The sequence below is a fragment of the Paracidovorax sp. genome (assembly GCF_057642795.1).
The window spans coordinates 474,628-496,887 of record NZ_JBXYZY010000021.1 but is presented as its reverse complement, the minus strand read 5'-3'; the positions used below and the strand labels follow the sequence as shown (position 1 = coordinate 496,887).

Annotated in this window: 19 protein-coding genes and 1 riboswitch; of the genes, 15 read left to right on the top strand and 4 right to left on the bottom strand. The window is 71.0% G+C overall.

From position 1 onward, the window contains the following. Positions 1-16: 16 nt before the first annotated feature. Positions 17-1,282 carry an MFS transporter gene (locus AC3A84_RS09130; RefSeq protein ID WP_487969265.1) on the top strand — a complete coding sequence of 422 codons (1,266 nt, stop codon included), beginning with the start codon at positions 17-19 and terminating at the stop codon, positions 1,280-1,282. Here AC3A84_RS09130 and mnmC read toward each other — a convergent pair. The 3 genes from mnmC to AC3A84_RS09115 all read right to left on the bottom strand — a co-directional run bounded on the left by mnmC (position 1,268) and on the right by AC3A84_RS09115 (position 4,410). After that, positions 1,268-3,187 (bottom strand): bifunctional tRNA (5-methylaminomethyl-2-thiouridine)(34)-methyltransferase MnmC2/FAD-dependent 5-carboxymethylaminomethyl-2-thiouridine(34) oxidoreductase MnmC1, encoded by a 1,920-nt coding sequence (mnmC, locus tag AC3A84_RS09125; protein WP_487969264.1) that lies wholly within the window; start codon positions 3,185-3,187, stop codon positions 1,268-1,270. The two genes, AC3A84_RS09130 and mnmC, sit on opposite strands and share 15 nt — an antisense overlap. A 39-nt stretch (positions 3,188-3,226) precedes the next feature. Then, entirely contained in the window at positions 3,227-3,895 is a 669-nt protein-coding gene (locus AC3A84_RS09120; RefSeq protein WP_487969262.1) for a trimeric intracellular cation channel family protein, read from the bottom strand. Positions 3,896-4,137: 242 nt separating this feature from the next. Continuing rightward, the gene (locus tag AC3A84_RS09115) at positions 4,138-4,410 is read right to left on the bottom strand and encodes an oxidative damage protection protein (protein ID WP_092940102.1); all 273 of its coding nucleotides are present in this window, start codon (positions 4,408-4,410) and stop codon (positions 4,138-4,140) included. Positions 4,411-4,555: 145 nt separating this feature from the next. Here AC3A84_RS09115 and AC3A84_RS09110 point away from each other — a divergent pair, with 145 nt between their 5' ends. From AC3A84_RS09110 to AC3A84_RS09055, 12 genes are all read left to right on the top strand, one after another. Beyond that, positions 4,556-5,578 carry a sulfate ABC transporter substrate-binding protein gene (locus AC3A84_RS09110; RefSeq protein WP_487969261.1) on the top strand — a complete coding sequence of 341 codons (1,023 nt, stop codon included), beginning with the start codon at positions 4,556-4,558 and terminating at the stop codon, positions 5,576-5,578. A 332-nt stretch (positions 5,579-5,910) separates the two neighbouring features. Beyond that, entirely contained in the window at positions 5,911-6,873 is a 963-nt protein-coding gene (locus AC3A84_RS09105; RefSeq protein WP_487969260.1) for a sulfonate ABC transporter substrate-binding protein, read from the top strand. 352 nt (positions 6,874-7,225) lie between these two features. Beyond that, positions 7,226-8,389 (top strand): FMNH2-dependent alkanesulfonate monooxygenase, encoded by a 1,164-nt coding sequence (gene ssuD / locus AC3A84_RS09100; RefSeq protein WP_487969259.1) that lies wholly within the window; start codon positions 7,226-7,228, stop codon positions 8,387-8,389. Between the two features lie 22 nt (positions 8,390-8,411). Further along, entirely contained in the window at positions 8,412-8,795 is a 384-nt protein-coding gene (locus AC3A84_RS09095; protein WP_092940107.1) for a VOC family protein, read from the top strand. After that, on the top strand, positions 8,792-9,655 hold the full coding sequence (ssuC, locus tag AC3A84_RS09090; protein ID WP_092940108.1) for an aliphatic sulfonate ABC transporter permease SsuC: 864 nt from the start codon (positions 8,792-8,794) through the stop codon (positions 9,653-9,655). The genes AC3A84_RS09095 and ssuC overlap by 4 nt, the downstream gene beginning before the upstream one ends. Before the next feature lie 19 nt (positions 9,656-9,674). Then, positions 9,675-10,508 carry an ATP-binding cassette domain-containing protein gene (locus tag AC3A84_RS09085; RefSeq protein WP_487969258.1) on the top strand — a complete coding sequence of 278 codons (834 nt, stop codon included), beginning with the start codon at positions 9,675-9,677 and terminating at the stop codon, positions 10,506-10,508. Between the two features lie 92 nt (positions 10,509-10,600). Next, entirely contained in the window at positions 10,601-10,816 is a 216-nt protein-coding gene (locus AC3A84_RS09080) for a TOBE domain-containing protein (protein WP_487969257.1), read from the top strand. A gap of 155 nt (positions 10,817-10,971) precedes the next feature. After that, positions 10,972-11,222, top strand: a riboswitch (cobalamin riboswitch). A gap of 100 nt (positions 11,223-11,322) precedes the next feature. Continuing rightward, a complete protein-coding gene (locus AC3A84_RS09075) occupies positions 11,323-13,536 on the top strand; it encodes a TonB-dependent receptor (RefSeq protein ID WP_487969256.1) in 2,214 nt (737 codons plus the stop codon). Between the two features lie 10 nt (positions 13,537-13,546). Beyond that, positions 13,547-14,329: an ABC transporter ATP-binding protein gene (locus tag AC3A84_RS09070; protein WP_487969255.1), complete on the top strand. Its 783-nt coding sequence runs from the start codon at positions 13,547-13,549 to the stop codon at positions 14,327-14,329. After that, on the top strand, positions 14,326-15,342 hold the full coding sequence (locus tag AC3A84_RS09065) for an ABC transporter substrate-binding protein (protein WP_487969254.1): 1,017 nt from the start codon (positions 14,326-14,328) through the stop codon (positions 15,340-15,342). The genes AC3A84_RS09070 and AC3A84_RS09065 overlap by 4 nt, the downstream gene beginning before the upstream one ends. Then, on the top strand, positions 15,339-16,355 hold the full coding sequence (locus tag AC3A84_RS09060; protein ID WP_487969253.1) for a FecCD family ABC transporter permease: 1,017 nt from the start codon (positions 15,339-15,341) through the stop codon (positions 16,353-16,355). The genes AC3A84_RS09065 and AC3A84_RS09060 overlap by 4 nt, the downstream gene beginning before the upstream one ends. A 184-nt stretch (positions 16,356-16,539) precedes the next feature. Then, positions 16,540-17,481, top strand: a complete 942-nt coding sequence (locus AC3A84_RS09055) for a CysB family HTH-type transcriptional regulator (RefSeq protein ID WP_487969252.1) — start codon at positions 16,540-16,542, stop codon at positions 17,479-17,481. 55 nt (positions 17,482-17,536) lie between these two features. Here AC3A84_RS09055 and AC3A84_RS09050 read toward each other — a convergent pair whose 3' ends face one another. Then, positions 17,537-18,406, bottom strand: a complete 870-nt coding sequence (locus tag AC3A84_RS09050) for a GNAT family N-acetyltransferase (RefSeq protein ID WP_487969251.1) — start codon at positions 18,404-18,406, stop codon at positions 17,537-17,539. A gap of 130 nt (positions 18,407-18,536) precedes the next feature. Here AC3A84_RS09050 and AC3A84_RS09045 point away from each other — a divergent pair, with 130 nt between their 5' ends. Together AC3A84_RS09045 and AC3A84_RS09040 are read left to right on the top strand one after the other, a co-directional pair. Beyond that, positions 18,537-19,265: a DUF3348 family protein gene (locus tag AC3A84_RS09045; RefSeq protein ID WP_487969250.1), complete on the top strand. Its 729-nt coding sequence runs from the start codon at positions 18,537-18,539 to the stop codon at positions 19,263-19,265. After that, the gene (locus tag AC3A84_RS09040; protein ID WP_487969249.1) at positions 19,262-22,258 is read left to right on the top strand and encodes a DUF802 domain-containing protein; all 2,997 of its coding nucleotides are present in this window, start codon (positions 19,262-19,264) and stop codon (positions 22,256-22,258) included. The genes AC3A84_RS09045 and AC3A84_RS09040 overlap by 4 nt, the downstream gene beginning before the upstream one ends. Positions 22,259-22,260: the final 2 nt, after the last annotated feature.

The window sequence follows — 22,260 nt, the reverse complement described above, 5'->3', positions numbered from 1 at the left end:
TGCTGCCTCTCGCCCCATGAACGACACCTCCGAGCCCCATTCCTCGCCCCCCAGCCCACCCGCCGCCACTGCCGGCGCAGAAACCTTCTCGTGGCGGCGCATCGCGCTGCCGGCCTTCGGGCCCTCGCTGCTCTTCGGGCTGGGCGAAGGCGCCATCCTGCCGATCGTGCCGCTGCTGGCCCGGGAGCTGGGGGCCTCGGTGTCGATGGCGGCCTTCGTGGTCACGCTGATCGGGCTGGGCTCGCTGCTGAACAACATTCCCGCCTCGGTCATCACCATCCGCTGGGGCGAGCGCTGGGCCATCATCGCCGCGGGCCTCTGGAGCGCGCTGGGCATGCTGCTCGCCGTGCTGCTGCCCGGCGTGGTGCCGCTGGCGATCGGCTGCTGCATGGTGGGCATGTCGCAGGCCATCTACAGCCTGGCGCGGCAGAGCTACCTGACCGAAGCCGTGCCCGCCGCCTACCGCGCGCGGGCCCTCTCCACGCTGGGCGGGGTGATGCGCATCGGCATGTTCATCGGCCCCTTCCTTTCCGCTGCGGCGGTGCATGCGTTCGGGCTCAAGGCCGCCTTCGTGGTGGGTATCTCCGGGGTGCTGGCCGCTGCGGCGGTGGGCGCCCGGCTGCCGGACCTGGTGGCGCCGCCGCGCCCCGAAGGTGCGGCTCCCCCGGCGCCCGTGAGCCTGCGCACCATCGTGGCCGACCACCGCCGGGTGTTCCTGACCCTGGGGCTGGGCGTGGCGCTGGTGAGCGCGGTGCGCGCCTCGCGCCAGGCGGTGATTCCGCTCTGGGCAGACCATCTGCTGTTGGCGCCTGCGGTCACGTCGCTGATCTACGGCATTGCGGGCGGCATCGAGATGCTGCTCTTCTACCCGGCCGGCCGGGTGATGGACCTCAAGGGCCGCCGCTGGGTGGCCGTTCCGTCGATGGTGATCATCGGCGTGGCGCTGCTGCTGATGCCCTTCACCTCCGGCTTCACGACGCTGCTGATCGCCGCCACGGCGATCGGCTTCGGCAACGGCATCGGCTCGGGGCTGATCATGACGCTGGGCGCGGATTTCTCGCCCCGCCACGGGCGCCCGTACTTCCTGGCCGTCTGGCGCTTTCTGTCGGACCTGGGCGGCGCCTGCGGGCCGGCGCTGCTGTCGGCCCTGGTGGCCACCGCCTCGCTGGCGGGCGGCATCGCCGTGACCGGCTTGCTGTCGCTGGCCGCGGCGGGGTTGCTGGGGTGGTGGATTCCGGCGGGGCGGCCCAAGGCGCGGCCCGCTGGTTCAGGCGCCCGGTAGCCGCTCTGTGCCCAGCGCCCGGGCCAGGCGCACGTCCAGGGGCAGGGGCTCGCCGGAGATGCGGGCGGCTAGCAGCTCGCCGCAGAGCTGCGACAGCGTGAGGCCGCGCGCTCCCATGGCGGCGCAGACCCAGAGGCCGGGCAGGTTCGCGGCATCCACCGGCCCCACGAAGGGCAGGCGGTCGGGCGCGGTGCAGCGCACGGCGGCCCAGTGGCGCGGCGCGGCGCCCGGGCCTGCGATGGCGGGCGAGAGCCCCGCCGCCAGCGCGGGCAGCAGCTGCTCCAGCTTGGCTGCGTTGACCTCGTGGGCCTCGGCCTGCTCGGCGGGCGTGGGCGGCAGCTGCGTTGCGCCGCGCTCGAAGGTCGAGCCCATGATCCAGAGGGCTTGGGCCTGCGGGCCGGCCTGGGGCACCAGGTTGCCGTGGCCGTTGACGGGGAACGGGGGCCAGACGGCCGCAGGGCCTGGCTGCGGGCTCTCGGCGCGTAGGCCCCAGCTCACCTGCCCGCGCAGCGCGTTCAGCGGGTAGCGCGCGGGCAGCCAGGGGCGGCTGTCGTAGCCCGCGGCGATGACGACATGGGCGGCTTCGGCCAGCACGGCGCCGTCCGCATCCAGGGCCTGCCAGCGGGGGCTGCCGTCGGCGGCGGTGATGCGCTCCAGGCGGGCGACGGTGCTGTCGCCCTGCCACTGGATCGCGGGGTTGTCCAGCAGGGCCCGCACCAGCCGGGCGGGCCGCAGCCAGCCGGCGCGCGCATGCCAGCAGGCCACCGTGTCAGCCGGCAGGCCGGCGGCTTCGAGGGCGGCGGCATCGGCCGGGCGGCTCCATTGCGCGCCGGGGCCGGCGTGCCAGTCGGCGGGCAGGCGCAGCTTGCCGTCCAGCTCGCGTTCCAGCACGCCGCAGGCGCTCCAGTCTTCGCCTTCGATCAACGGCGGCGCCGCCGCCAGCGTCTGCAGCGTGGCGCGCACGCCGCAGCGCGAGAGGCGCGAGAGCACGTTGTCGTCGGGCGAGACGTGCGGCGCGAACACGCCGGCCGGCAGGCCCGATGCGCCCGCGGCCGGCTCGGTGCCCCGGTCCAGCACCCGCACCTGCCAGCCGCGCCGGGCCAGGCTCGCGGCCACCGCCGCGCCCGAGAGGCCGCTGCCGATGACCAGGCAGTCGGCAGGCTGCGCCACGGGGGGAGCGATCGCGGCCTGCGGCAGGGCCGTGCGCGGCTCCCAGGCCGGGTCGAACGTGGCCTGCAGGTTGTCGCGCTTGGGCGGCGCGCCCGGCACCTTGCGCACGATGAAGCCGCATTGCGCAAGCGCATCGCGCACCGGCCGCGAGATGGTCCAGGTGGCCAGCCGGGTGCCGCGCCGGCAGCAGCGGGCGACGGCCTTGAGCATCTGCGCGTCCCACATGCCGGGGTTGCGCTGGGGGCTGAAGCCGTCCAGATAGATGCTGTCGGCCTGCGGCATCTGCTGGCGCAGCATGGCCTGGGCGTCGCCCACGTAGAGCGTGAGCAGCACGCGGCCGTCCTCGAAGGCCAGCCGGTGCACGCCCGGCAGCAGCCCCCACCACTGGGCGTGCAGCTGGCGCGCCAGGGGCAGCAGGTCGGGGTGGCTGGCGGCGGCGCGCAGCAGATCTTGAGCGCTCACGGGCCAGGCCTCGCACGAGACGAAGTGCAGCAGCCGGCAGCGCGCCGGATCGGCCCGCCAGGCAGCCCAGGTCACGAGGAAGTTGAGGCCGAAGCCGAAGCCTGTCTCCAGGATGCGCCACTGTGGCTGGCCGGCCCAGGCTTCGGGCAGGCCGCAGCCCTGGAAGAACGTGGAGCGCGCCTGCGTCAGGCCGCCGTCTTCGCTGTGATAGCGGTCGCCGAAGCGCGGGCTGTAGGGCGTGCCGTCAGGCATCCATTCGATGGGTTCGGACATGGGGCGGTGGGCGGTTTGGCCGGGGCGCAGGGGCTGGGGCTAGTCTTCCCAGCGCTGCTGGTACGAGAACACGGGCAGGCGCCACTGAAAGCGGATGGCCGCCATGCGCAGCGCCAGGCCTGCGGCGAAGCACACGGCGGTGCTGACGTCGTAGTGAATGTCCAGCGCGCTCAGGCCCAGGAACAGCAGGCACACGGTGAGCGAGACGCTGGCGTAGAGCTCGCGCCGGAACACCACCGGCACCTGGTTGCAGAGCACGTCGCGCAGGATGCCGCCGCTGATGCCGGTCAGCATGCCCGACAGGACGACCACCACGGGCGGGTAGTTCAGCTCCAGCGCCACGTTGCAGCCGATGAGCGAGAACGCGATCAGGCCCATGGCGTCGAGCAGCAGGAAGACGCGCTTCAGGTGGTGCATGTAGCGCGCCACCAGGGTGGTCAGCAGGCCCGCCGAGATCACCAGATAGACGTATTCGGGGTGCTGCGTCCAGCCGATGGGGTAGTGGCCCAGCACCATGTCGCGGAGGGTGCCCCCGCCCAGTGCGGTGACGAAGGCGATCACGGCCACGCCGAAGATGTCCATGTCGCGTTGGGCTGCCGCCAGCGCGCCCGACATGGCTTCAGCCGTGATGGCCACCAGGTAGATAGCCAGGATGACGGAGAACTGCGACGCCTGGAAGGAGTCGAGCAGGGAAACGGAAGGGAGCACGGCGTTGGAAATGTTTCGGGTGGCAGCCGCTGCGCGCTGCCGGTGGCGGCAGGTGCGAAGGGGCTTCCTTCAGTGCGGGGCGCGCATTGTAGGCGCGGCCTCAAGACCAACGCCCCCGGCAGGGCGGGGGCGTTCAGGAAGAGAGGGCGTCCGGTGCGGGATGGGCCCAGCCCGCCGCGGCGTCTGCGCCGCCGCCGAAGAAGTGGTTTTGGTGAAACCGCTTCTGGCAGCGCTGCACTGCGTTACGCGCTGGGCGGTACGTAGCCCGCCGCGGCGTCTGCGCCGCCGCCGAAGAAGTGGTTTTCCATCTGTCGTGCGAGGTATTGGCGGGCGCGGGCGTCGGCCAGGTTCAGGCGGTTTTCGTTCACCAGCATGGTCTGGTGCTTGAGCCAGTCGGCCCAGGCTTGCTTGCTCACGTTCTCGTAGATGCGCTTGCCCAGATCGCCGGGGTAGGGCGGGAAGTCGAGGCCTTCGGCTTCCTTGCCGAGCTTGATGCATTGAACGGTACGTGCCATGGATGAATTGTCCTGTGCGGGTCTGAATAGATGTTTTAGATATAAAAAACTGAAATTTCAGTAGTTCCAGTTTTTAAGAGGCGCTTCAAGAATGCGGGGCATCGGCGATGTGCGCCGATTTCCACAGACGACCAGAAAGCCTCTCATGAACGTGCGCCGCGACTTTATCAAGTTTCCCTTGGCTGCTGCCCTGGCCGCCGCCTTGTCCATGACGGCATTGCCGTCGCTGGCCCAGCCCGTGCAGTTCCTCAACGTCTCCTACGACCCCACGCGCGAGCTGTACGTGGAATACAACCAGGCCTTCGGCAAGTACTGGAAGGCCAAGACCGGCCAGGACGTGCAGTTCAAGCAGTCGCACGGCGGCTCCGGCAAGCAGGCCCGCTCGATCATCGACTGCATCGACGCCGACGTGGCCACGCTGGCGCTGGGCGGGGATATCGACGCATTGGTGACGCACGGACTGGTCAAAGCCGACTGGCAAAAGCGCCTGCCGCACAACTCGGCGCCCTACAACTCCACCATCGTCTTCCTGGTGAAGAAGGGCAACCCCAAGGGCCTGAAGGACTGGGACGACCTCATCAAGCCCGGCGTGCAGGTCATCACGCCCAACCCCAAGACCTCGGGCGGCGCCCGCTGGAACTACCTCGCGGCCTGGGAATACGCCAAGCGCAAGTACGGCGGCGACGACAAGGCCAAGGACTTCGTGGGCAAGCTCTACAAGAACGTGCCGGTGCTCGATACCGGCGCACGCGGCTCCACCATCACCTTCGTGCAGCGCGGCGTGGGCGACGTGCTGCTGGCCTGGGAGAACGAGGCCTTCCTCGCGCTCAAGGAATTCGGCCCCGAGAAGTTCGAGATCGTCGTGCCTTCGCTCTCCATCCTGGCCGAGCCGTCGGTGTCGGTGGTGGACAAGGTCGTGGACAAGAAGGGCACGCGCGCGCTGGCCGAGGAATACCTGAAGTACCTGTACTCGGATGAAGGCCAGGACATCGCAGGCAAGAACTTCTATCGCCCGACCGGCGACAAGGCCAAGGCGAAGTACGACAGGCAGTTCCCCAAGCTGACGCTGGTCACCATCGACCAGGCCTTCGGCGGCTGGGCCAAGGCCGACAAGGCGCACTTCGCCGACGGCGGCAGCTTCGACCAGATCTACACCCAACGCAAGTAAGGCGTGGCCCACGCCTGAACGCACCTTCCTGAACCACCGGAACCGAGCCCAGCCCATGACTGCATTGCGCACTACAGACCGCTTCGGCATCGGACGTGCCCGGTGGCTCGGCCGGCCAGGGCGATGTCGCCGCGCCGCCTGACCGCCTGACGGAAGGCGCTCACCCGGGCCGGCCGTGCCCGGGGCGCCGCCTTCCGGTTTCCGCCCCCTCGCTTCTTCATCGCACCGCTGCGGCCTTGTGGCCGGCCAGCGGTCTGGGCGGAGCCTTGCCCGGCCTTTCCTTCTCCTCTCTCTTTCTTCTTCTTTTTGTTCGATCACCGGAATCTCCCGCCATGACCTTGCAACCGAAATTCTCCCGCCGCCAATGGCTGGCCGCTGCTGCCGGCACGGTCGCCCTGTCGGGTGCCGTGCCCGTGTGGGCGCAGAAGTCCGAGCGCGTGCTGCGCGTGGGCCACCAGAAGGGCTGGCTGTCGCTGCTCAAGGGGCGCGGCACGCTCGAAAAGCGCCTCGCGCCGCTGGGCGTGAAGGTGGCCTGGACGGAATTCAACGCCGGCCCGGTGCAGCTGGAGGCGCTGAACGTCGGCTCCATCGACTTCGGCGACGTGGGCGAGGCCCCGCCTATCTTCGCGCAGGCCGCGGGCGCGCCGCTGATCTATGCGGCCTCCACCGTGCCGCGCCCGCGCCTGGAAGCGGTGATCGTGCCCAAGGGCTCGCCCATCCAGAGCGTGGCCGACTTGAAGGGCAAGCGCATCGCCTTCAACAAGGGTTCCAACGTGCATTACTTCCTGGTCAAGCTGCTGCAAAAGCACGGCCTGCAGTACCGCGACGTGCAGCCCGTCTTCCTGGCGCCGCCCGATGCGCGAGCGGCCTTCGAGCGCGGCGCGGTCGATGCCTGGGCGATCTGGGACCCGTTCCTCGCCTCGGCCCAGAAGACGCTGGATGCGCGCCTGCTGGCCGATGCCACGGGCGTGGCGAACAACCGCGCCTTCTACTTCACCTCGCGCGACTTCGCCGCCCGCAATGCCGACGTGCTGCGCATCGCCGTGCAGGAGGTGGCCGCCATCGATACCTGGGTGGAAAAGAACCAGCCTGCCGCAGCCGCCGAGCTGTCGTGGCTGCTGGGGCTAGACCGTTCGGTGACGGAGCTCTTCGTGAGCCGTGTGGGCTACGGCACCTTGCCGGTCTCCCGCGAGATCCTGGCCGAGCAGCAGGCCATCGCCGACACCTTCTTCGACCTGAAGCTCATCCCCAGGAAGCTCGACCTGCTGCAGGCCGCGCCGCTGGACCTGGGCTGAGCGCTTCCTTTCCGTCCGTTTCCCCTCAAGCCACGCCGACAGGAGCCCGCCATGCCCCATCCCGACCTTCTCTCCCCACGGCAACGCGCCGCGCAGGTGCTGGACGTGACCGCCCGCGCCTGGGGCCTGGCCTCGCTCTGGCCAGGGCCCCGCAGCGGCGCGTGGCGCCCCAGCCCCGGGCCGCCTCCCGTGCCGTCGCGGCCTGCCTGGGCCTGGCCGGCGCGAGCCCTTCGCGGCTGCGGCTGTCGGCGCACGGCTTCGATATTTCCTACTGACCGCTGCCGCCTCGCCACCCCGTCCGCCACTACACCAACACACAACGGCGACAGCACTTTTTTCAGGAGAACTCCCCATGCAGATGTTCTGGTTCATTCCCACGCACGGCGACAGCCGCTACCTGGGCACCTCCGAGGGCGGCCGCGCCCTGAGCTTCGACTACCTCAAGCAGGTGGCCGTGGCCGCCGACAGCCTGGGCTACGAAGGCGTGCTCATCCCCACCGGCCGCTCGTGCGAAGACCCCTGGGTGATCGCCTCCAGCCTGATCGGCGCCACCCAGCGGCTCAAGTTCCTCGTCGCCGTGCGGCCCGGCCTGCACCAGCCCAGCCTGGCCGCGCGCATGGCGGCGAGCTTCGACCGGCTCTCGGGCGGGCGTCTGCTCATCAATCTGGTGACGGGCGGCGACCGCGTGGAGCTGGAGGGCGACGGCGTGTTCCTGGACCATGCCAAGCGCTACGAGCAGGCCGCCGAATTCCTGCGCATCTGGCGCGAGATCCTGGCGCGCAGCCACGAAGGCGGCACGCTCGACTACGAAGGCGAGCACCTCTCGGTCAAGGGCGCCAAGCTGCTCTTTCCGCCGCTGCAGAAACCCTATCCACCGGTGTATTTCGGCGGCTCCTCGGCCCCGGCGCACGAACTGGCGGCCGAGCAGGTCGATGCCTACCTGACCTGGGGCGAGCCCCCGGCCGAGGTCGCCAGGAAGGTGGCCGACGTGCGCGAGCGCGCCGCCCGGCTGGGCCGCACGGTGCGCTTCGGCATCCGCCTGCACGTGATCGTGCGCGAGACCGAGGCCGCCGCCTGGGCCGCCGCCGAAGACCTCATCAGCCGCGTGAAGGACGAGACCGTGGTGCAGGCGCAGGCCGTGTTCGCGCGCATGGATTCCGAGGGCCAGCGCCGCATGGCCGCGCTGCACCAGGGTGGCGCCAAGCGCAGCCGCGCCGACCTGGAGATCAGCCCCAACCTCTGGGCCGGCGTGGGCCTGGTGCGCGGCGGCGCGGGCACGGCCCTGGTGGGCGATCCGCAGACGGTGGCCGACCGCATCAAGGAATACGCCGACCTCGGCATCGACACCTTCGTGATGTCGGGCTACCCGCATCTGGAAGAGGCCTACCGCTTCGCGGAACTGGTCTTTCCGCTGCTGCCCGTGGCCGTGCGCGAGCGGCTGGCCGGCGGCAATCCGCTGGGCCCGTTCGGCGAGACGGTGGGCAACCAGTACGTGCCGCGCGCGGCGCAGAGCTGAACAAAGAGGAGGAGGGCGCACCATGGCGATCCATTCCATCAACCACGTGCAGCTGGCCTTTCCGGCCGGCGCCGAAGGGCAGATCCGCAACTTCTACAGCGCCTTGCTGGGCCTGCCCGAGCTGCGCCACGCAGCCACCGGCACGGCGCTGCATTTCGCGGCCGGGGCGCAGCGCATCGAGCTGGTGCCCACCGAGCGCGCCCGCTGGGCCGCCGCGCCCGCCGCGTCGCACCTGGCCTTCGAGGTGGACAACCTGCATGAATTGCGCGGCCGCCTGCTGCAGGCCGAGCTGCCGCTGGTGGAGAACCGGGCGCTGCCCGGCTACCTGCGCTTCTACGTGAAGGACCCGGCGGGCAACCAGCTGGAGTTCCTCGAACCCGACACCGAACAGGAGCTGCCGGTATGAGCGCCTCGATCAAGGAGCTGCAGGTCTCGCCCCTGCCCGAGGAGCTGGAGGGCCCTTCCGACGGCGCGCTGGCCGCTGCGGCGCGGCGCGTGCTGCGCGCCGTATGGCAGCAGCTGCTGCCCTGGCTGGTGCCGGTGGCGCTGATCGCGGGCTGGCAGGTGGCCTCGTCCCTGGGCTGGATCTCCAGCCGCGTACTGCCCGCGCCGCTGGACGTGGTCACCGCCGCCTGGCGCCTGGCCGAATCGGGCGAGCTGTGGACGCACGTGAAGATCAGCGCTGGCCGGGCGCTGGCGGGCCTGGCCATCGGCGGCGGGCTGGGGCTGCTGCTAGGCCTGCTGACCGGCTCGGTGCGCCTCTTCGAGACGCTGCTCGACTCCACCATCCAGATGGTGCGAAACATCCCGGCGCTGGCGCTGATCCCGATGGTGATCCTGTGGTTCGGCATCGACGAGTCGGCCAAGCTGTTCCTGATCGCCATCTCGGTGTTCTTCCCGATCTACCTGAACACCTTCCACGGCATCCGCAACGTCGATCCGCAGCTCATCGAGATGGGCCGCACCTACGGGCTGAACCGCTGGCAGCTCTACCGCGACATCGTGCTGCCCGGCGCGCTCTCGTCCATCCTGGTGGGGCTGCGCTTCTCGCTGGGCCTGATGTGGGTGATCCTGATCGTGGCCGAAACGATCTCCGCGCAGTCGGGCATCGGCTACCTGACCATGAACGCCCGCGAATTCCTGCAGACCGACGTGGTGCTGGTGGGCATCCTGCTCTACGCCCTGCTGGGCAAGCTGGCCGACCTGTTCGCCCGTGCGCTGGAGCGGTGGTGGCTGCGCTGGCACCCCGGCTACCAGCCTCAATGACCGCACCGGAGCCCTTGCCATGACCCAGACATCCTCTTCCGAAAACCGCTCCGGCCAGGCCGCAGGCGGCGTGCGTCTGCAGGCCACCGGCCTGCACAAGCGCTACGGCCAGCGCGAGGTGCTGCGCCACGCGCAGCTGACCATCGAACCCGGCGAGTTCGTCGCCATCGTGGGCCGCAGCGGCTGCGGCAAGAGCACGCTGCTGCGCCTCATCGCCGGGCTGGAGCCCGCCACCCAGGGCACGCTGACCGCCGACGGCCGGCCCGTGCACGGCCTGCATGCGGACACGCGCATCATGTTCCAGGAGGCGCGCCTGCTGCCCTGGCGCCGCGTGATCGACAACGTCACCCTGGGCCTGCCCGCCGCGCAGCGCGAGCGCGGCCGCGAGGTGCTGGCCCAGGTGGGCCTGGCCGAGCGCGAGAACGAATGGCCCGCGCGCCTTTCGGGCGGGCAGCGCCAGCGCGTGGCCCTGGCGCGGGCGCTGGTGCACCAGCCGCGCCTGCTGCTGCTCGACGAGCCCCTGGGCGCGCTCGACGCGCTCACCCGCATCGAGATGCACCGCCTGATCGAAGGCCTCTGGCAGCGCCACGGCTTCACCGCGCTGCTGGTCACGCACGACGTGCAGGAGGCCGTGGCCCTGGCCGACCGGGTGGTCCTCATCGAGGACGGCCGCATCGCGCTCGATGAGCGCATCGCTCTGGCGCGGCCCCGCTCGCACGGCGACGCGGCCTTCGCGGCCATCGAGCAACGCATCCTCGACCGCGTGCTGCAAAAGCCCGGTGCGCCAGATGAGTCGCCCACTGATCGCGGCTGGCCTGGCGTTCCGGCCCATGGCCTGCGCTGGGCGGTGTAGCAGTAAGAGGCCACCCAGTACGCCCGGCACGCTTTCCCGTTCCGTTCCCCGCCACTTCTTCCATCCGAACCGTTTTTCCCAAGGAGTTTTCCATGACCATCCAAGCCATCAACGTACGCAACCAGTTCAAAGGCAAGGTCCGCGAGATCGTGCGCGGCGACGTCGTTTCCGAAGTCGATGTCGAGACGCCCTGGGGCATCGTCACCTCGGTCATCACCACCCGTTCGGTCGATGAGCTGGGCCTCGCGGTCGGCTCCGACGTGGTGGCGCTGGTGAAGTCCACCGAGGTGTCCATCGCCAGGCTGTGAGGCGGTTATGCAGGAAAAAGCCGCTCCGGCGCTTGTTCTTGCTCCACTTTGTGCTATTTATTTAATAGCATTTGATTCATCCAAGGTGACCTTGTGGTCCCCTTTTTTCGGACGTGCCCGCATCGTTTTAAACGCAAATGTGTTGCGTTATTGCGCATAGAATGCGCTCTGTTGGTGCTCGCAGCGCCGTGTTCTCGCGCTGCAGTTCAACGGGAAGCAGGAAGGTGCTGCGCGCTTTGCGCCAGTGCCCGACCTGCGCTGCCCCCGCAACGGTCAGCGGACGAGGCGCCTTGGCGCACCTCACTCTCCAGTCGCAATGCCACTGGGTGCCCTGCATGGGCGCCTGGGAAGGCTTTTGGAGGGCGCTCCGCCCAGCCCGGATACCGGCCAACGAGGTGATGCCCGTTGCCACGCCACCCTGAGAAGAGGGCGGTGCGGCGCAGGCGTCGTGGTGCCCATTCGCTGGCGGGGAGGCCGGCGCGGGCGACTCATCCCTGTGTGTTTCCATGTCCTTTTCGCTGTCCCGCCCTTCGTTCCAGCGCGTGCCTGCATGGCCCCTGCCGCTGGCCCTCGCCCTGTCCGCCGCGTTCCCGCTGGCTGCCCAGACGCTGCCTGCCGTGACCGTCACCGCCCCCGCCGAGGGCCCGGTGGCGCCGCTGGACCAGCCCACCAGCAGCGCCTCGCGCCTGGGCCTGACGGTGCGTGAAACGCCGGCCTCCATCGACGTGGTGCCCGCTGCCGTGCTGGCCGAGCGCGGCCTGCGCACGGTGAGCGAGGCGGCCCAGGCGGCCGTGGGCGTGACGGCCGGGGACTTTCCGGCCGAGCCCAGCGCGTTCTCCATGCGCGGCTTCGCGGGCAGCCAGATCAACACGCTCTACAACGGCATCAAGATCGGCCCGCCCAACATGACCTCGCGTGTGATGGACGTGGCCAACCTGGAGCGCATCGAATTCCTCAAGGGCGCGGCCTCGCTGATGTCGGGCGAGGGTGCCACGGGCGGCTCGGTCAACTTCGTCACCAAGGCGCCGCACCGCGGCCCGGTGCGCACCGAGGTCAATACGGCCGTGGGCTCGTTCGGCGAGCGGCGCGTGTCCTTCGGCTCGGGCGGCACCACCGCCTGGAAGGATCTGGACTACCGGATCGACGCCAGCGCATCGAACGGCGACGGCTTCGTCGATGACACCTGGCAGCGCAACCGTCACCTCTCCGGCGGGCTGGACTGGCGTGCCGCGCCCGGCGTCAAGCTCTTCGTGGCCGGCGAAGCCAAGCGCGACAACGGCAGCAGCTACTGGGGCATGCCGCTCGTTTCCGCCAACGCGCCGGGCGTGCAGCCGCACGGCGGCATCGTCTCGGGCAGCTACGTCTCCAACTACAACGGCAGCAACCTTGGGCCCGTCACCATCGACGGCCGCACGCTGCGCACCAACTACAACGTGCTGGACAACCGCAACCAGGCCCGCGAGACCTGGCTGCGCGCCGGCGGCGAATGGCAGGCCAGCGACACCGTGGTGCTGCGCAGCCAGTTCTGGCGCTACACGGCCGACCGCACCTGGTTCAACAACGAGATCGAGGCCTTCAACGCCAACACTGGCCTGGTGGACCGCGAGCGCTTCTACGTCGCGCAGGACCAGACCAGTTGGGGCAACAAGACCGAAGCGCAGTGGGACGCCCGCCTGGGCGGCATGGACAACCGCCTGGTGGCGGCCTTCGAATACAGCCATACCGACCTGACCCGCCCGGGCGCAGCCAACTTCCCCGGCGACAGCGTGAGCCTGACGGACCCGCAGCGCGGCACCTATGGCCTGCTGACCACCCAGGTGCAGGCCACCGGCCTGCGCAACACCGCGCTGGCGCTGGAAGACCGGCTGCGCCTCTCGCCCACGCTGGCGCTGATCGGCGGGCTGCGGCATGAACGCATCGCGCTGGACCGCAGTTCCGCCAACGCGGCGGGCGTGCAGCGCACGGGCTTTCCGTTCGACAAGACCTGGAACCCCACCACCGGCCGCCTGGGCCTGACCTGGGATGCTGCGCCCGGCACCACCTTCTACGGCCAGTACGGCACGGCGGCCGACGTGGCGGCGGGCAACCTGTTCCTGCTGGGGCCTACGCAGCCGCTGGACCTGACCCGCACGCGTAACGCCGAAGTGGGCGTCAAGCAGGCCTTCTGGCAGCAGCGCGGGGAATGGACGCTGTCCTTCTACGACACCGAGCGGCGCAACGTCTATGCCGGCCAGGGCGGCCAGCAGCTGGCCCAGGCCGGCGCGCTCAAGTCGCGCGGCGCGGAAGCCTCGGTGGCGCTGCGCCCCGATGCGCACTGGAGCCTGTGGGGCAACCTGGCGCTCAACCGCGCGCGCTACGAGAACTACACCCTGGCGGACGGCACCTCGTTCTCGGGCAATCGCCCGCCCAACGCGCCGCGCCTCCTCGCCAATGCCGGCGTGGGCTACCGCTTCGTCGCCGGCGTGCCGATGCAGGTGTCGGCCTCGGTGCGGCATGTCGGCGAGCGGTTCCACAGCGATGCCAACACCGTGCGGCTGAACGGCTACACCGTGTACGACGCTGCGTTGTCCGTGGACGTGGCGCGCGACGTGCAGCTCACCCTGCGCGGGCGCAACCTGGGCAACCGTACCTATGCGGCCTGGGCCGATCCGTTCTATCCCGACCAGATCCTGCTGGGCGCGCCGCGCAGCTATGAACTGGCGCTGCGCTGGACGCTCTGAGCCGCCACCCATGGGCCAGCCTGATCCGGTGCTGCAGTTGCAGGGGGCAGCCTTCTGCGTCAAAGGCGGGCAGATGCTGCTCGCGCCCCTCGATGCGCAGGTGCGGCCCGGCGAGTGCATCGCGCTGGTGGGCCCCAACGGCGCGGGCAAGAGCACGCTGCTGAAGCTGCTGGCCGCGCGGCACGCGCCCACCCAGGGCTCTGTGCGCCTGCTGGGCCACGACCTGGCCCGCTGGCCGGCGGCCGAGCGTGCGCGCCATGTCGCCTTGCTGAACCAGACCGACATGGCGGACGGCGGCCTCGTGGTGCGCGACTACGTGGCCCTCGGCCGTCTGCCGCACCAGCACAGCGCGAGCCGCGCCGCGCATGCGCAGGCGGTGGACGAGGCGCTGCACACCTGCGCCGCGGCCCCGCTCGCCGCGCGCAAGCTGGGCGATCTCTCGGGCGGCGAGCGCCAGCGCGTGCATCTGGCTCGGGCGCTGGCCCAGCGGCCCACGCTGCTGCTGCTGGACGAGCCCACCAACCACCTCGATCTGGCCGCCCGCGCCGACCTGCTGGCGCTGGTGCGCAGCCTGGGCATCACCGTGATCGCGGCGCTGCACGAGCTGGGCCTGGTGCCCGGCTTCGCCAGCCGCGCCTGGGTGCTGCAGGGCGGCCGCCTGGTGGCCGATGGCGCGCCGAAAGAGGCGCTGAGCACGACCCGCGTGGCCGAGGTGTTCGGCATGGAACTCATCCACACCCGCCACCCGCGCCACGGCGGCACGCTGTGGTCGTTTGAAAGAGCCGCGGCATGAATCGCGTAACGATGATGAAGCATTGGGCGGCCTGGGGCCTGGGCCTGCTGGCTGCGGCCCTGGCCTGCGCGGCGCCGCCATCGCCGTCGTCTTCTTCTTCAACGGTGCCGCAAGCCTCGCCACCGGGCTTTCCCGTCACCGTCACCAGCTGCGGCGAGCCCGTGCGCTTCGCCGCGCCGCCGCGCCGCATGGTGGTGCACGACCTCAACATGACCGAGATGGCCCTGGCCCTGGGCCTGCAGTCCTCCATGGTCGGCGTGACCGGCATCACGGGCTGGTACAAGGCCGGGCCGGAATTCTTCCGCGCCCTGGGCCCGGTGCCCGAACTCGCGCCCAAGTACCCCACGCTGGAAAACATCCTCTCGGTGCAGCCGGACCTGTTCTTCGCCGGTTGGTACTACGGCATGCAGCCCGGTGGCCCCGTCACCCCCGCCGTGCTGGCGCGCCACCACGTGCCCACGCTGGTGCTGACCGAAAGCTGCATCCCCGCCCACGGCGACAAGCCCGTGGCCACCATGGATCTGCTCTATGGCGACGTGCAGCGCCTGGGCACTGTCTTTGGCCGGCGCGAGCTGGCCGACCGACTGGTGGCCGGATGGCAGGCCCGCGTGCGTGCCGCAGCGTTGCCGGCGCTGCCCCAGGCACCGCGCGTGTTCGTGTATGACTCGGGCGAGGACAAGCCCTTCACCGCCGGCCGCGCCGCCATGCCGCAGGCGCTGATCGCTGCGGCGGGCGGCGTCAACGCCATGGGCGATCTGCGTATGGGCTGGGGCAACGTCTCGTGGGAGGCAGTGGCCGAGCGCGACCCGCAATACATCGTCCTGCTGGACTACCAGAACGGCCTGGGCCCAGAGCACCTGCGCCGCGTGCTGGAGGCCCACCCCGCCATGCGGCTGACCGAGGCCGTACGCAAGCGGCGCTACATCGTGCTGCGCTATGCCGAGATCACGCCCGGCCCGGCCAACATCGACGCGATTGAGAAGATCGCTCACGCCTTGAGGGCCCCGCAGTGAAGGCGCGCACGGTCCTGGCCGCCCTGGGCGGCCTGCTGCTGCTGGGCGCTCTGGCGGCGGCATCGCTTGCCATTGGCAGTAGCAGCGCCCTGGGCTGGCGCGAAGCGCTGGCCGCGCTGGCCGGACCCTGGGCGCCCGCGCTGGGCGGGCCTGCGCCGGCGGAGATGGCCCGCGCCATCGTGCTCGAATTGCGGCTGCCGCGCCTCTTGCTGGCGCTGCTGGTGGGCGCAGCGCTGGCGGTGGTGGGCGGGCTGCTGCAGACCAGCACGCGCAACGACCTGGCCGACCCGTTCCTCTTCGGCCTCTCTTCGGGGGCATCGGCCGCCGCCGTGGCCGTGATCGGCTGGGCGGGCGATGCGTTGGGGATATGGACGCTGCCCGCCGCCACCTTCTGCGGCGCGCTGGTGGCCGCCGCCGCCGTGCTGCTGCTGGTGCGCCGCGTGGGCACGCAGGGGCCGGCCGCCATGGTGCTGGGCGGGCTCGCCATCTCCTTCCTGCTGGGCTCGCTCACGCAGGTGCTGGTGTTCGCGGGCGACCAGCGCGCCGCGCATGCCGTGGTGTTCTGGTCGCTGGGCGGGCTGGGGCTGGCGCGTTGGGACAACCTCTGGCTGCCGCTGGCCGGCCTGCTGGTGGCGGCGGTCTTCGTGGCCCGGCGTCACCGTGCGCTGGACACGCTGCTGGCCGGCGACGACACCGCCCATAGCCTGGGCGTGGCGCCCGAGCGGCTTCGGCTGCAGGTGTTCCTGGTGGCGGCGGTGGCCACGGCCAGCTGTGTGGCGCTGAGCGGCGTGATTGGCTTCGTCGGCCTGATGGTGCCGCACCTGGCGCGGCGCCTGGCCGGGCCGCTGCACGCGCGCTTCGTGCCGCTGGCGGCGCTGCTGGGCGCGGCGCTTCTGCTGGCCAGCGATCTGGTGGCGCGCACCGCGCTGGGCGCGCAGGAGCTGCCGGTGGGCATCGTCACGGCCGGGCTGGGGGCCTGCTTCGTCATCGCGCTGCTGAACCGGCCACGCTGACCGACGGAGGGCTGGCGGCCTCATCAGATTTTTTGTGTCTGATGAAATGGAAATAAAGTCTTTTTTGTTTGATAGACGAACTTCTACGATGGGCAGCACTTGCCTCTCGGAGGATCCGCGTGTATCACCAAAGAACTTTGCTGCCGCCGCATCGCCCAGCCACTGGCGCGCTGGAGGGCCGCCCGTGAACTTTCAGCAACTGCGTTCCGTGCGCGAAGCCGCACGCTGCGGCTTCAACCTGACCGAGGTGGCCGCCACGCTCCACACCTCGCAGCCCGGAGTGAGCCGGCAGATCCGCGAGTTGGAAGAGGAACTGGGCGTCGAGATTTTCGCCCGCGCCGGCAAGCGCCTCACCGGCCTGACGCCGCCCGGCGAGACCCTGCTGCCCATCGTCGAGCGCCTGCTGCTGGAGGCCGACAACCTCAAGCGCGCCGGCCACGACTACCGTGCCAGCCAGGAAGGGCGCCTCTCGGTGGCCGCCACCCATTCCCAGGCCCGCTATGCGCTGCCGCAGGTGGTGCGCGACTTCCGGGCGCTGTTTCCGCAGGTCACGCTGCACCTGCACCAGGGCTCGCCCCGGCAGGTGGCCGAGATGCTGCTGAACGGCGAGGCCGATATCGGCGTGGCGACCGAGGCGTTGGCCGGCTATGACGGTCTGGTCACCTTGCCCTGCTACCGCTGGTCGCACAGCATCGTGGTGCTGCCGGGCCATCCGCTGCTGGAGGGCGAGGCGCCCGTCACCCTGCAGCAGCTGGCGCAGTACCCCATCATCACCTACGAGCAGGGCTACACCGGCCGCGCCCACATCGACGAGGCCTTCGCGCGCGAGGGGCTAGCGCCCGACGTGGTGCTCACCGCCATGGATGCCGACGTCATCAAGACCTATGTGGAGCTGGGCATGGGCGTAGGCATCGTCGCCTCCATCGCAGTGGATCCGGACCGCGACCTGTCCCTGTGCAGCCTGGATGCACGTCATCTCTTCGAGGTGAACCTCACGCGCCTGGCCCTGCGGCGCGGCAGCTGGCTGCGCGGCTATACCTATCAATTCATCGAGAGTTTCGTGCCCACGCTCACGCGGGATGCGGTGGAAGAGGCCATGGCGGCGGCAGGCCGCCCTGAAGCGTGAATGGAACGCGGCGCCCGCCTCGCTGCGGCTGACACGCGCCCATCCGCGCGGGGCGTCATGGAGTCCGACGGCCTGCTGGCGCTTGCGGCGCATGGGGCGGGGCAAGCCCGGCCTCTGTGCCGGCATGCTTCATGCCTGCCATTTTTGGCGGCACGCGGTAGTGGTAACGGTACAGGTCGGCAAAGCCCAGTCTGGCATAGAGCTGGCGCGCCGCGGGGTTGCCATCGCGCACCTGCAGATAGGCCTGCTGCGCGCCTCGGTCCTGCGCCCAGCGCATCAGCGCCTGCATCAGCCGGGTGGCATGACCCCGACGGCGGTGTTGCGGGGCGATGGCGATGTCGAAGAAGCCCGCCGTGTCCTGCTCGCGTACGGCCAGGCCGAAGCCGATGGGTTGGCCCTCTTGCCTGAGGGTGGCGAAGGCCGCGGGCCGGACGATGGACTGCACCATGGCGTGATGCACGGCCTGGTGGCGTGCCGGCACGCCGTTGGCCGACGCGAAGCCATCGAGCCAGGCGGGGGAGGGTGTTGGGGCCAGTTCGAGGCCCGCATCCCAGGCGGCTTGCTCCGACGGAGCCGGGCCCAGCGGACACACCATGACGCGGGCGGGATCGAAGCGCGCATAGCCCGCGGCCTGCAGCTGCAGGTCGGCTTCGGGCGGGGCCAGCGGCGTCAGCCGGAAAACCGCCGGTAAGCCGTGCCGCGCATAGAAAGCCTCTGCCTTGGCCTGCATTTCGTGAAAAGGCGCCTGCGCCGCGGCGGGATTGGCTGAATTCGCGCGCTTGGTGAAACCGCCCGCCAGCCGCAGTACCCAGCCTCCGTGGCGCACCTCCTGCAAGGCCGGCCAGGCGTGCAAGGCCGCGGTTTCAAGGGCAAGGATGCGGGCCGGCAGGTCTTCGCCGGCCGCGGGCGTGGGGCGCAGGTTCATGGTGGATGCGGGAGGGCCTGCGTTCCATTGGACCATGGGCGCGGGCTGCTTGCCCCCCATGCCGCAGTGGCGGGCGGGCGGGGCCCATGGCTGGCCGTGTAGACTGCGCGGTTTTTTGCAACCGGCATCCATGGCGCAGCGACCCGATCGCACTCCCTTGACCGGTTCCACGCTCGTCCGCCTGCTGGCGGGGCTCATCGACCCGCAACAGCGGGTGCGCGATTCGCGGATGTCCTTCGCCGACGCCTTGAACCAATGGACGGGCTGGACCGAATCCCTGGCCCTGTCCCAGGCGCTCGAACGCCCGCTCCCGGCGGGCCTGCCCGCGCCGTCGGCCGACCGCCACGCGGCCGAGGCCGCCGAATGCCAGCGGGTGCGCACGCTCATGGCCCAGGCCATCGCGCGCGAGGTGGCCGAGGCCGGTCGTGGGCCGCTGGACGCGGGCATGGGCTTCACGCCCTTCCGCCAGTGCCATCAGGCACGCCAGCAGGCGATGGAAGTCGCCATCGGCCCCTTGCGCGAGCGCGTGCGCGCCGCGCTGCCCGAACGCCAGGGCGAAGCCGCCCGGCTGGCCGCGCTGGACGCGGTGATGGCCGAGGTGCTCGCCGCGCAGGAACGGCGCCTGCTCGCCACCGTGCCCGTGCTGCTGGCCCGCCATTTCGAGCGGCTCTGCGGCAGCGGCGCCGCCGATGCGGCGGTCGGCGATGGCGCGCCGGCCCTGGACGAAGACGCGCGGCGCGAGCTGTTCCGCCTCGACCAGCAGGCCGTGCTGGTGGCCGAACTGGAGCTGCGACTGCAACCCGTGCTGGGGCTGCTGGCAGCCCTGCAATCCCCATCCTCCCCCGAAGGTGGACCATGAAGAACAACGATAGACAGCATTCCTCCTCCTCTTCCTCCTCTGCTTCCCAGGCCGGCGGCACCGCAGCCTTTGCTGCCGCCTTCGTGGCGGGGCTGCTGGTCATCGGCTGGGTGGCCTGGGGCTATGGCACCGCCCACCCGCTGGCGTTGGGCATCACGCTGCTGATCGCGGGCTTCTACCTGCTGGGCGCACGCGAGCTGCATCGCTACCGCCAGGGCACGGGCGCGCTCGCCGCCGCCCTGCAGGCCCCGCCGGCCGATGCCGCCGCGCTGGACGGCTGGCTCGGCCCGCTGCCCCCCTCGCTGCGCAGCGCCGTGCGCCAGCGCATCGACGGCCTGCGCGCCGGCCTGCCCGCGCCCGTGATGGCGCCGTATCTCACCGGCCTGCTGGTGCTGCTGGGCATGGTGGGCACGTTCCTGGGCATGGTCGTTACCCTGCAGGGCACGGGCGCTGCGCTGGCGGGTGCCGACGGCCTGGCCGCCATCCGCGATGCGCTTTCCGCGCCGGTGCGCGGGCTGGGCCTGGCCTTCGGCACCTCGGTGGCCGGGGTTGCGGCATCGGCCATGCTGGGCCTGATGGGCGCGCTGGCGCGGCGCGAGCGCCTGCTGGCCGCCCAGCAGCTCGACGCGCTGCTGCCCACCGCGCTGCGTCCCTTCACGCCCCAGCACCAGCGCGAAGCCGCCTGGCGCCTGCAGGAGCAGCAGGCCGGCCTGCTGCCCACGCTGGTGGACCGCATCGGCGACGCCATGGCCGCCATGGAACGCAGCCAGGCTGCGCTGGCCGAGCGTCTGCAGGCCGAGCAGGCCCGCTTCTATCGTGAAACAGAATCCGCCTACACGGGCCTCGCCGCCGCCGTGGAGCGCACGCTCTCGGCCAGCACCGCCGAAAGCGCGCGCCTGGCCGGCGCCGCGCTGCAGCCGGCCATCGAGGCCGCGCTGGCCGGCCTGGCCCGCGAAAGCGCCGCCCTGCAGACCGCGCTGGCCGATCAGGTGCGCCGCCAGCTCGACGGCATGGCCGGCCAGTTCGGCACCGCCACCGCCGCTATCACCACCCACTGGACCGGCGCCCTGGCCGAACAGCAGCGCACGAGCGATGGCAGCGCCCAGGCGCTGCGCGGCACGCTGGAAGAATTCACCCAGCGCTTCGAGCAGCGCAGCGCCGCGCTGGCCGACAGCCTGGGCGAGCGGCTGGCGCGCCAGTCCGACGCGCTCTCTGCCCGCTGGGGCGAGGCCCTGGCCCAGCAGGCCGGCCACAGCACCCAGCTGGCCGAGCGCCACGAAGCGGCCCTGAGCACCGCCGCAGAGCAATGGGCCCGCCATGCCGAGGCGCTGCACGCCGCCGTCGAAGGCAGCCACACCCGCCTGCAGGCCGATGCCGCCGCGCAGGACGCCGCACGCCAGGCCGCCTGGAACGCCTCGCTGCAGACCCTGGCCGCCTCGCTGCAGCACGAATGGCAGACCGCCCAGGCCGGCGCCACCGCGCAATGGAAGGCCCTGGGCGAGACCCTGGCCACCACGTCCGACGGCATCGCCCAGCGCAGCGCCGAGCAGGCCACGCAGCTGCTGTCGCAGATCGATCAGCGCGCCGCGCAGGACGAAGCCCGGCAGACGGCCTGGACGCAGTCGCTGCAAGCCGTTGCTGAGACCCTGCGAACCGGATGGCAGGCCGCCCAGGCCCAGTCCACCGGTCAATGGCATCAACTGGGCGAGGTGTTGGCCACCACGGCCGACGGCATCGCCCAGCGCAGCGCCGAGCAGGCCACGCAGCTGCTGTCGCAGATCGACCAGCGCGCCGCGCAGGACGAAGCCCGGCAGGCCGCCTGGACGCAGTCGCTGCAAGCCGTTGCCGAGACCTTGCGCGCTGAATGGCAGGCGGCTCAGGCCCAATCCACCGGCCAATGGCGCCAATTGGGCGAGGTGCTGGCGGCGACGTCCGACGGCATCGCCCAGCGCAGCGCTGAACAGGCCGCGCAGCTGCTGTTACATATCGACCAACGTGCGGCGCAGGATGAATCCCGGCAGGCCGCGTGGACGCAGTCGCTCGAAGCCGTGGCGCAGACCCTGCGCAGCGAGTGGCAGGCGGCCCAGGTCCAGTCCACCGGCCAGTGGCATCAGCTGGGCCAGGAACTGGCCCGCACGGCCGAGACCGTGACCGCGCGCGCGGCCGAGCAGGCCACGCATTCGCTGGCGCAGATCGACCAGCGCGCGGCGCAGGACGAAGCCCGCCAGACGGCCTGGACGCAATCGCTCGAAGCCCTGTCGGCCACGCTGCGCAGTGGCTGGGAGCAGGCCGGCGCCCGCACGGCCGAGCGGTGGGACGAGGCCAGCCAGGCCCTGGCCCGCAGCACCGGCCAGATTACGGAGGCGCTGGACGCGCATGCGCAGCGCACGCTGGGCGAGATCGGCACCCTGGTGCAAGCCGCGTCCGAGGCGCCCCGCGCTGCGGCGGAGGTGATCGGCGAGCTGCGCCAGAAGCTATCGGACAGCATGGCCCGCGACAACGCCATGCTGGAAGAGCGCAGCCGCATTCTGGAAACCCTCTCCACACTGCTGGAAGCCGTGAATCACGCCTCCGCCCAGCAGCGCAGCGCAATCGACACGCTGGTGGCCGGCACGGCCGAGCTGATGGAACGCTCCGGCACCCGCTTTGCCGACACGGTGCAGGCCCAGGCCGAGCGCATGGATGCGGTGGCCGCGCAGCTCACCGGCAGCGCGGTGGAAGTCGCCAGCCTGGGGGAGGCCTTCGGCGCGGCGGTGCAGCATTTCGGCCATGCCAACGAGCAAATGGTGGCCCAGCTGCAGCGCGTCGAGGCAGCGCTCGCCAAGTCGCTGGCACGCAGCGACGAGCAGCTGGACTACTACGTCGCCCAGGCGCGCGAGGTGATCGAGCTCAGCGTGGGCGCGCAAAAGCAGGTGGTGGACGGGCTGCAGCAGGTGGCTGCCGCACAGGCCGGCAAGCCGGCCCCCGCCGCCGCCGAGGCGGCGGGGGCCTGACG

Excerpts from the sequence above, each read along its gene's own strand:
- AC3A84_RS09045 (WP_487969250.1), top strand. The coding sequence starts at position 18,537 with ATGGCGCAGCGACCCGATCGCACTCCCTTGACCGGTTCCACGCTCGTC.
- AC3A84_RS09050 (WP_487969251.1), bottom strand. The coding sequence starts at position 18,406 with ATGAACCTGCGCCCCACGCCCGCGGCCGGCGAAGACCTGCCGGCCCGC.
- AC3A84_RS09105 (WP_487969260.1), top strand. The coding sequence starts at position 5,911 with ATGACCTTGCAACCGAAATTCTCCCGCCGCCAATGGCTGGCCGCTGCT.
- AC3A84_RS09110 (WP_487969261.1), top strand. The coding sequence starts at position 4,556 with ATGAACGTGCGCCGCGACTTTATCAAGTTTCCCTTGGCTGCTGCCCTG.
- AC3A84_RS09075 (WP_487969256.1), top strand. The coding sequence starts at position 11,323 with ATGTCCTTTTCGCTGTCCCGCCCTTCGTTCCAGCGCGTGCCTGCATGG.
- AC3A84_RS09070 (WP_487969255.1), top strand. The coding sequence starts at position 13,547 with ATGGGCCAGCCTGATCCGGTGCTGCAGTTGCAGGGGGCAGCCTTCTGC.
- ssuD (WP_487969259.1), top strand. The coding sequence starts at position 7,226 with ATGCAGATGTTCTGGTTCATTCCCACGCACGGCGACAGCCGCTACCTG.
- AC3A84_RS09080 (WP_487969257.1), top strand. The coding sequence starts at position 10,601 with ATGACCATCCAAGCCATCAACGTACGCAACCAGTTCAAAGGCAAGGTC.
- AC3A84_RS09040 (WP_487969249.1), top strand. The coding sequence starts at position 19,262 with ATGAAGAACAACGATAGACAGCATTCCTCCTCCTCTTCCTCCTCTGCT.
- AC3A84_RS09085 (WP_487969258.1), top strand. The coding sequence starts at position 9,675 with ATGACCCAGACATCCTCTTCCGAAAACCGCTCCGGCCAGGCCGCAGGC.
- AC3A84_RS09095 (WP_092940107.1), top strand. The coding sequence starts at position 8,412 with ATGGCGATCCATTCCATCAACCACGTGCAGCTGGCCTTTCCGGCCGGC.
- AC3A84_RS09065 (WP_487969254.1), top strand. The coding sequence starts at position 14,326 with ATGAATCGCGTAACGATGATGAAGCATTGGGCGGCCTGGGGCCTGGGC.
- AC3A84_RS09115 (WP_092940102.1), bottom strand. The coding sequence starts at position 4,410 with ATGGCACGTACCGTTCAATGCATCAAGCTCGGCAAGGAAGCCGAAGGC.
- AC3A84_RS09130 (WP_487969265.1), top strand. The coding sequence starts at position 17 with ATGAACGACACCTCCGAGCCCCATTCCTCGCCCCCCAGCCCACCCGCC.
- ssuC (WP_092940108.1), top strand. The coding sequence starts at position 8,792 with ATGAGCGCCTCGATCAAGGAGCTGCAGGTCTCGCCCCTGCCCGAGGAG.
- mnmC (WP_487969264.1), bottom strand. The coding sequence starts at position 3,187 with ATGTCCGAACCCATCGAATGGATGCCTGACGGCACGCCCTACAGCCCG.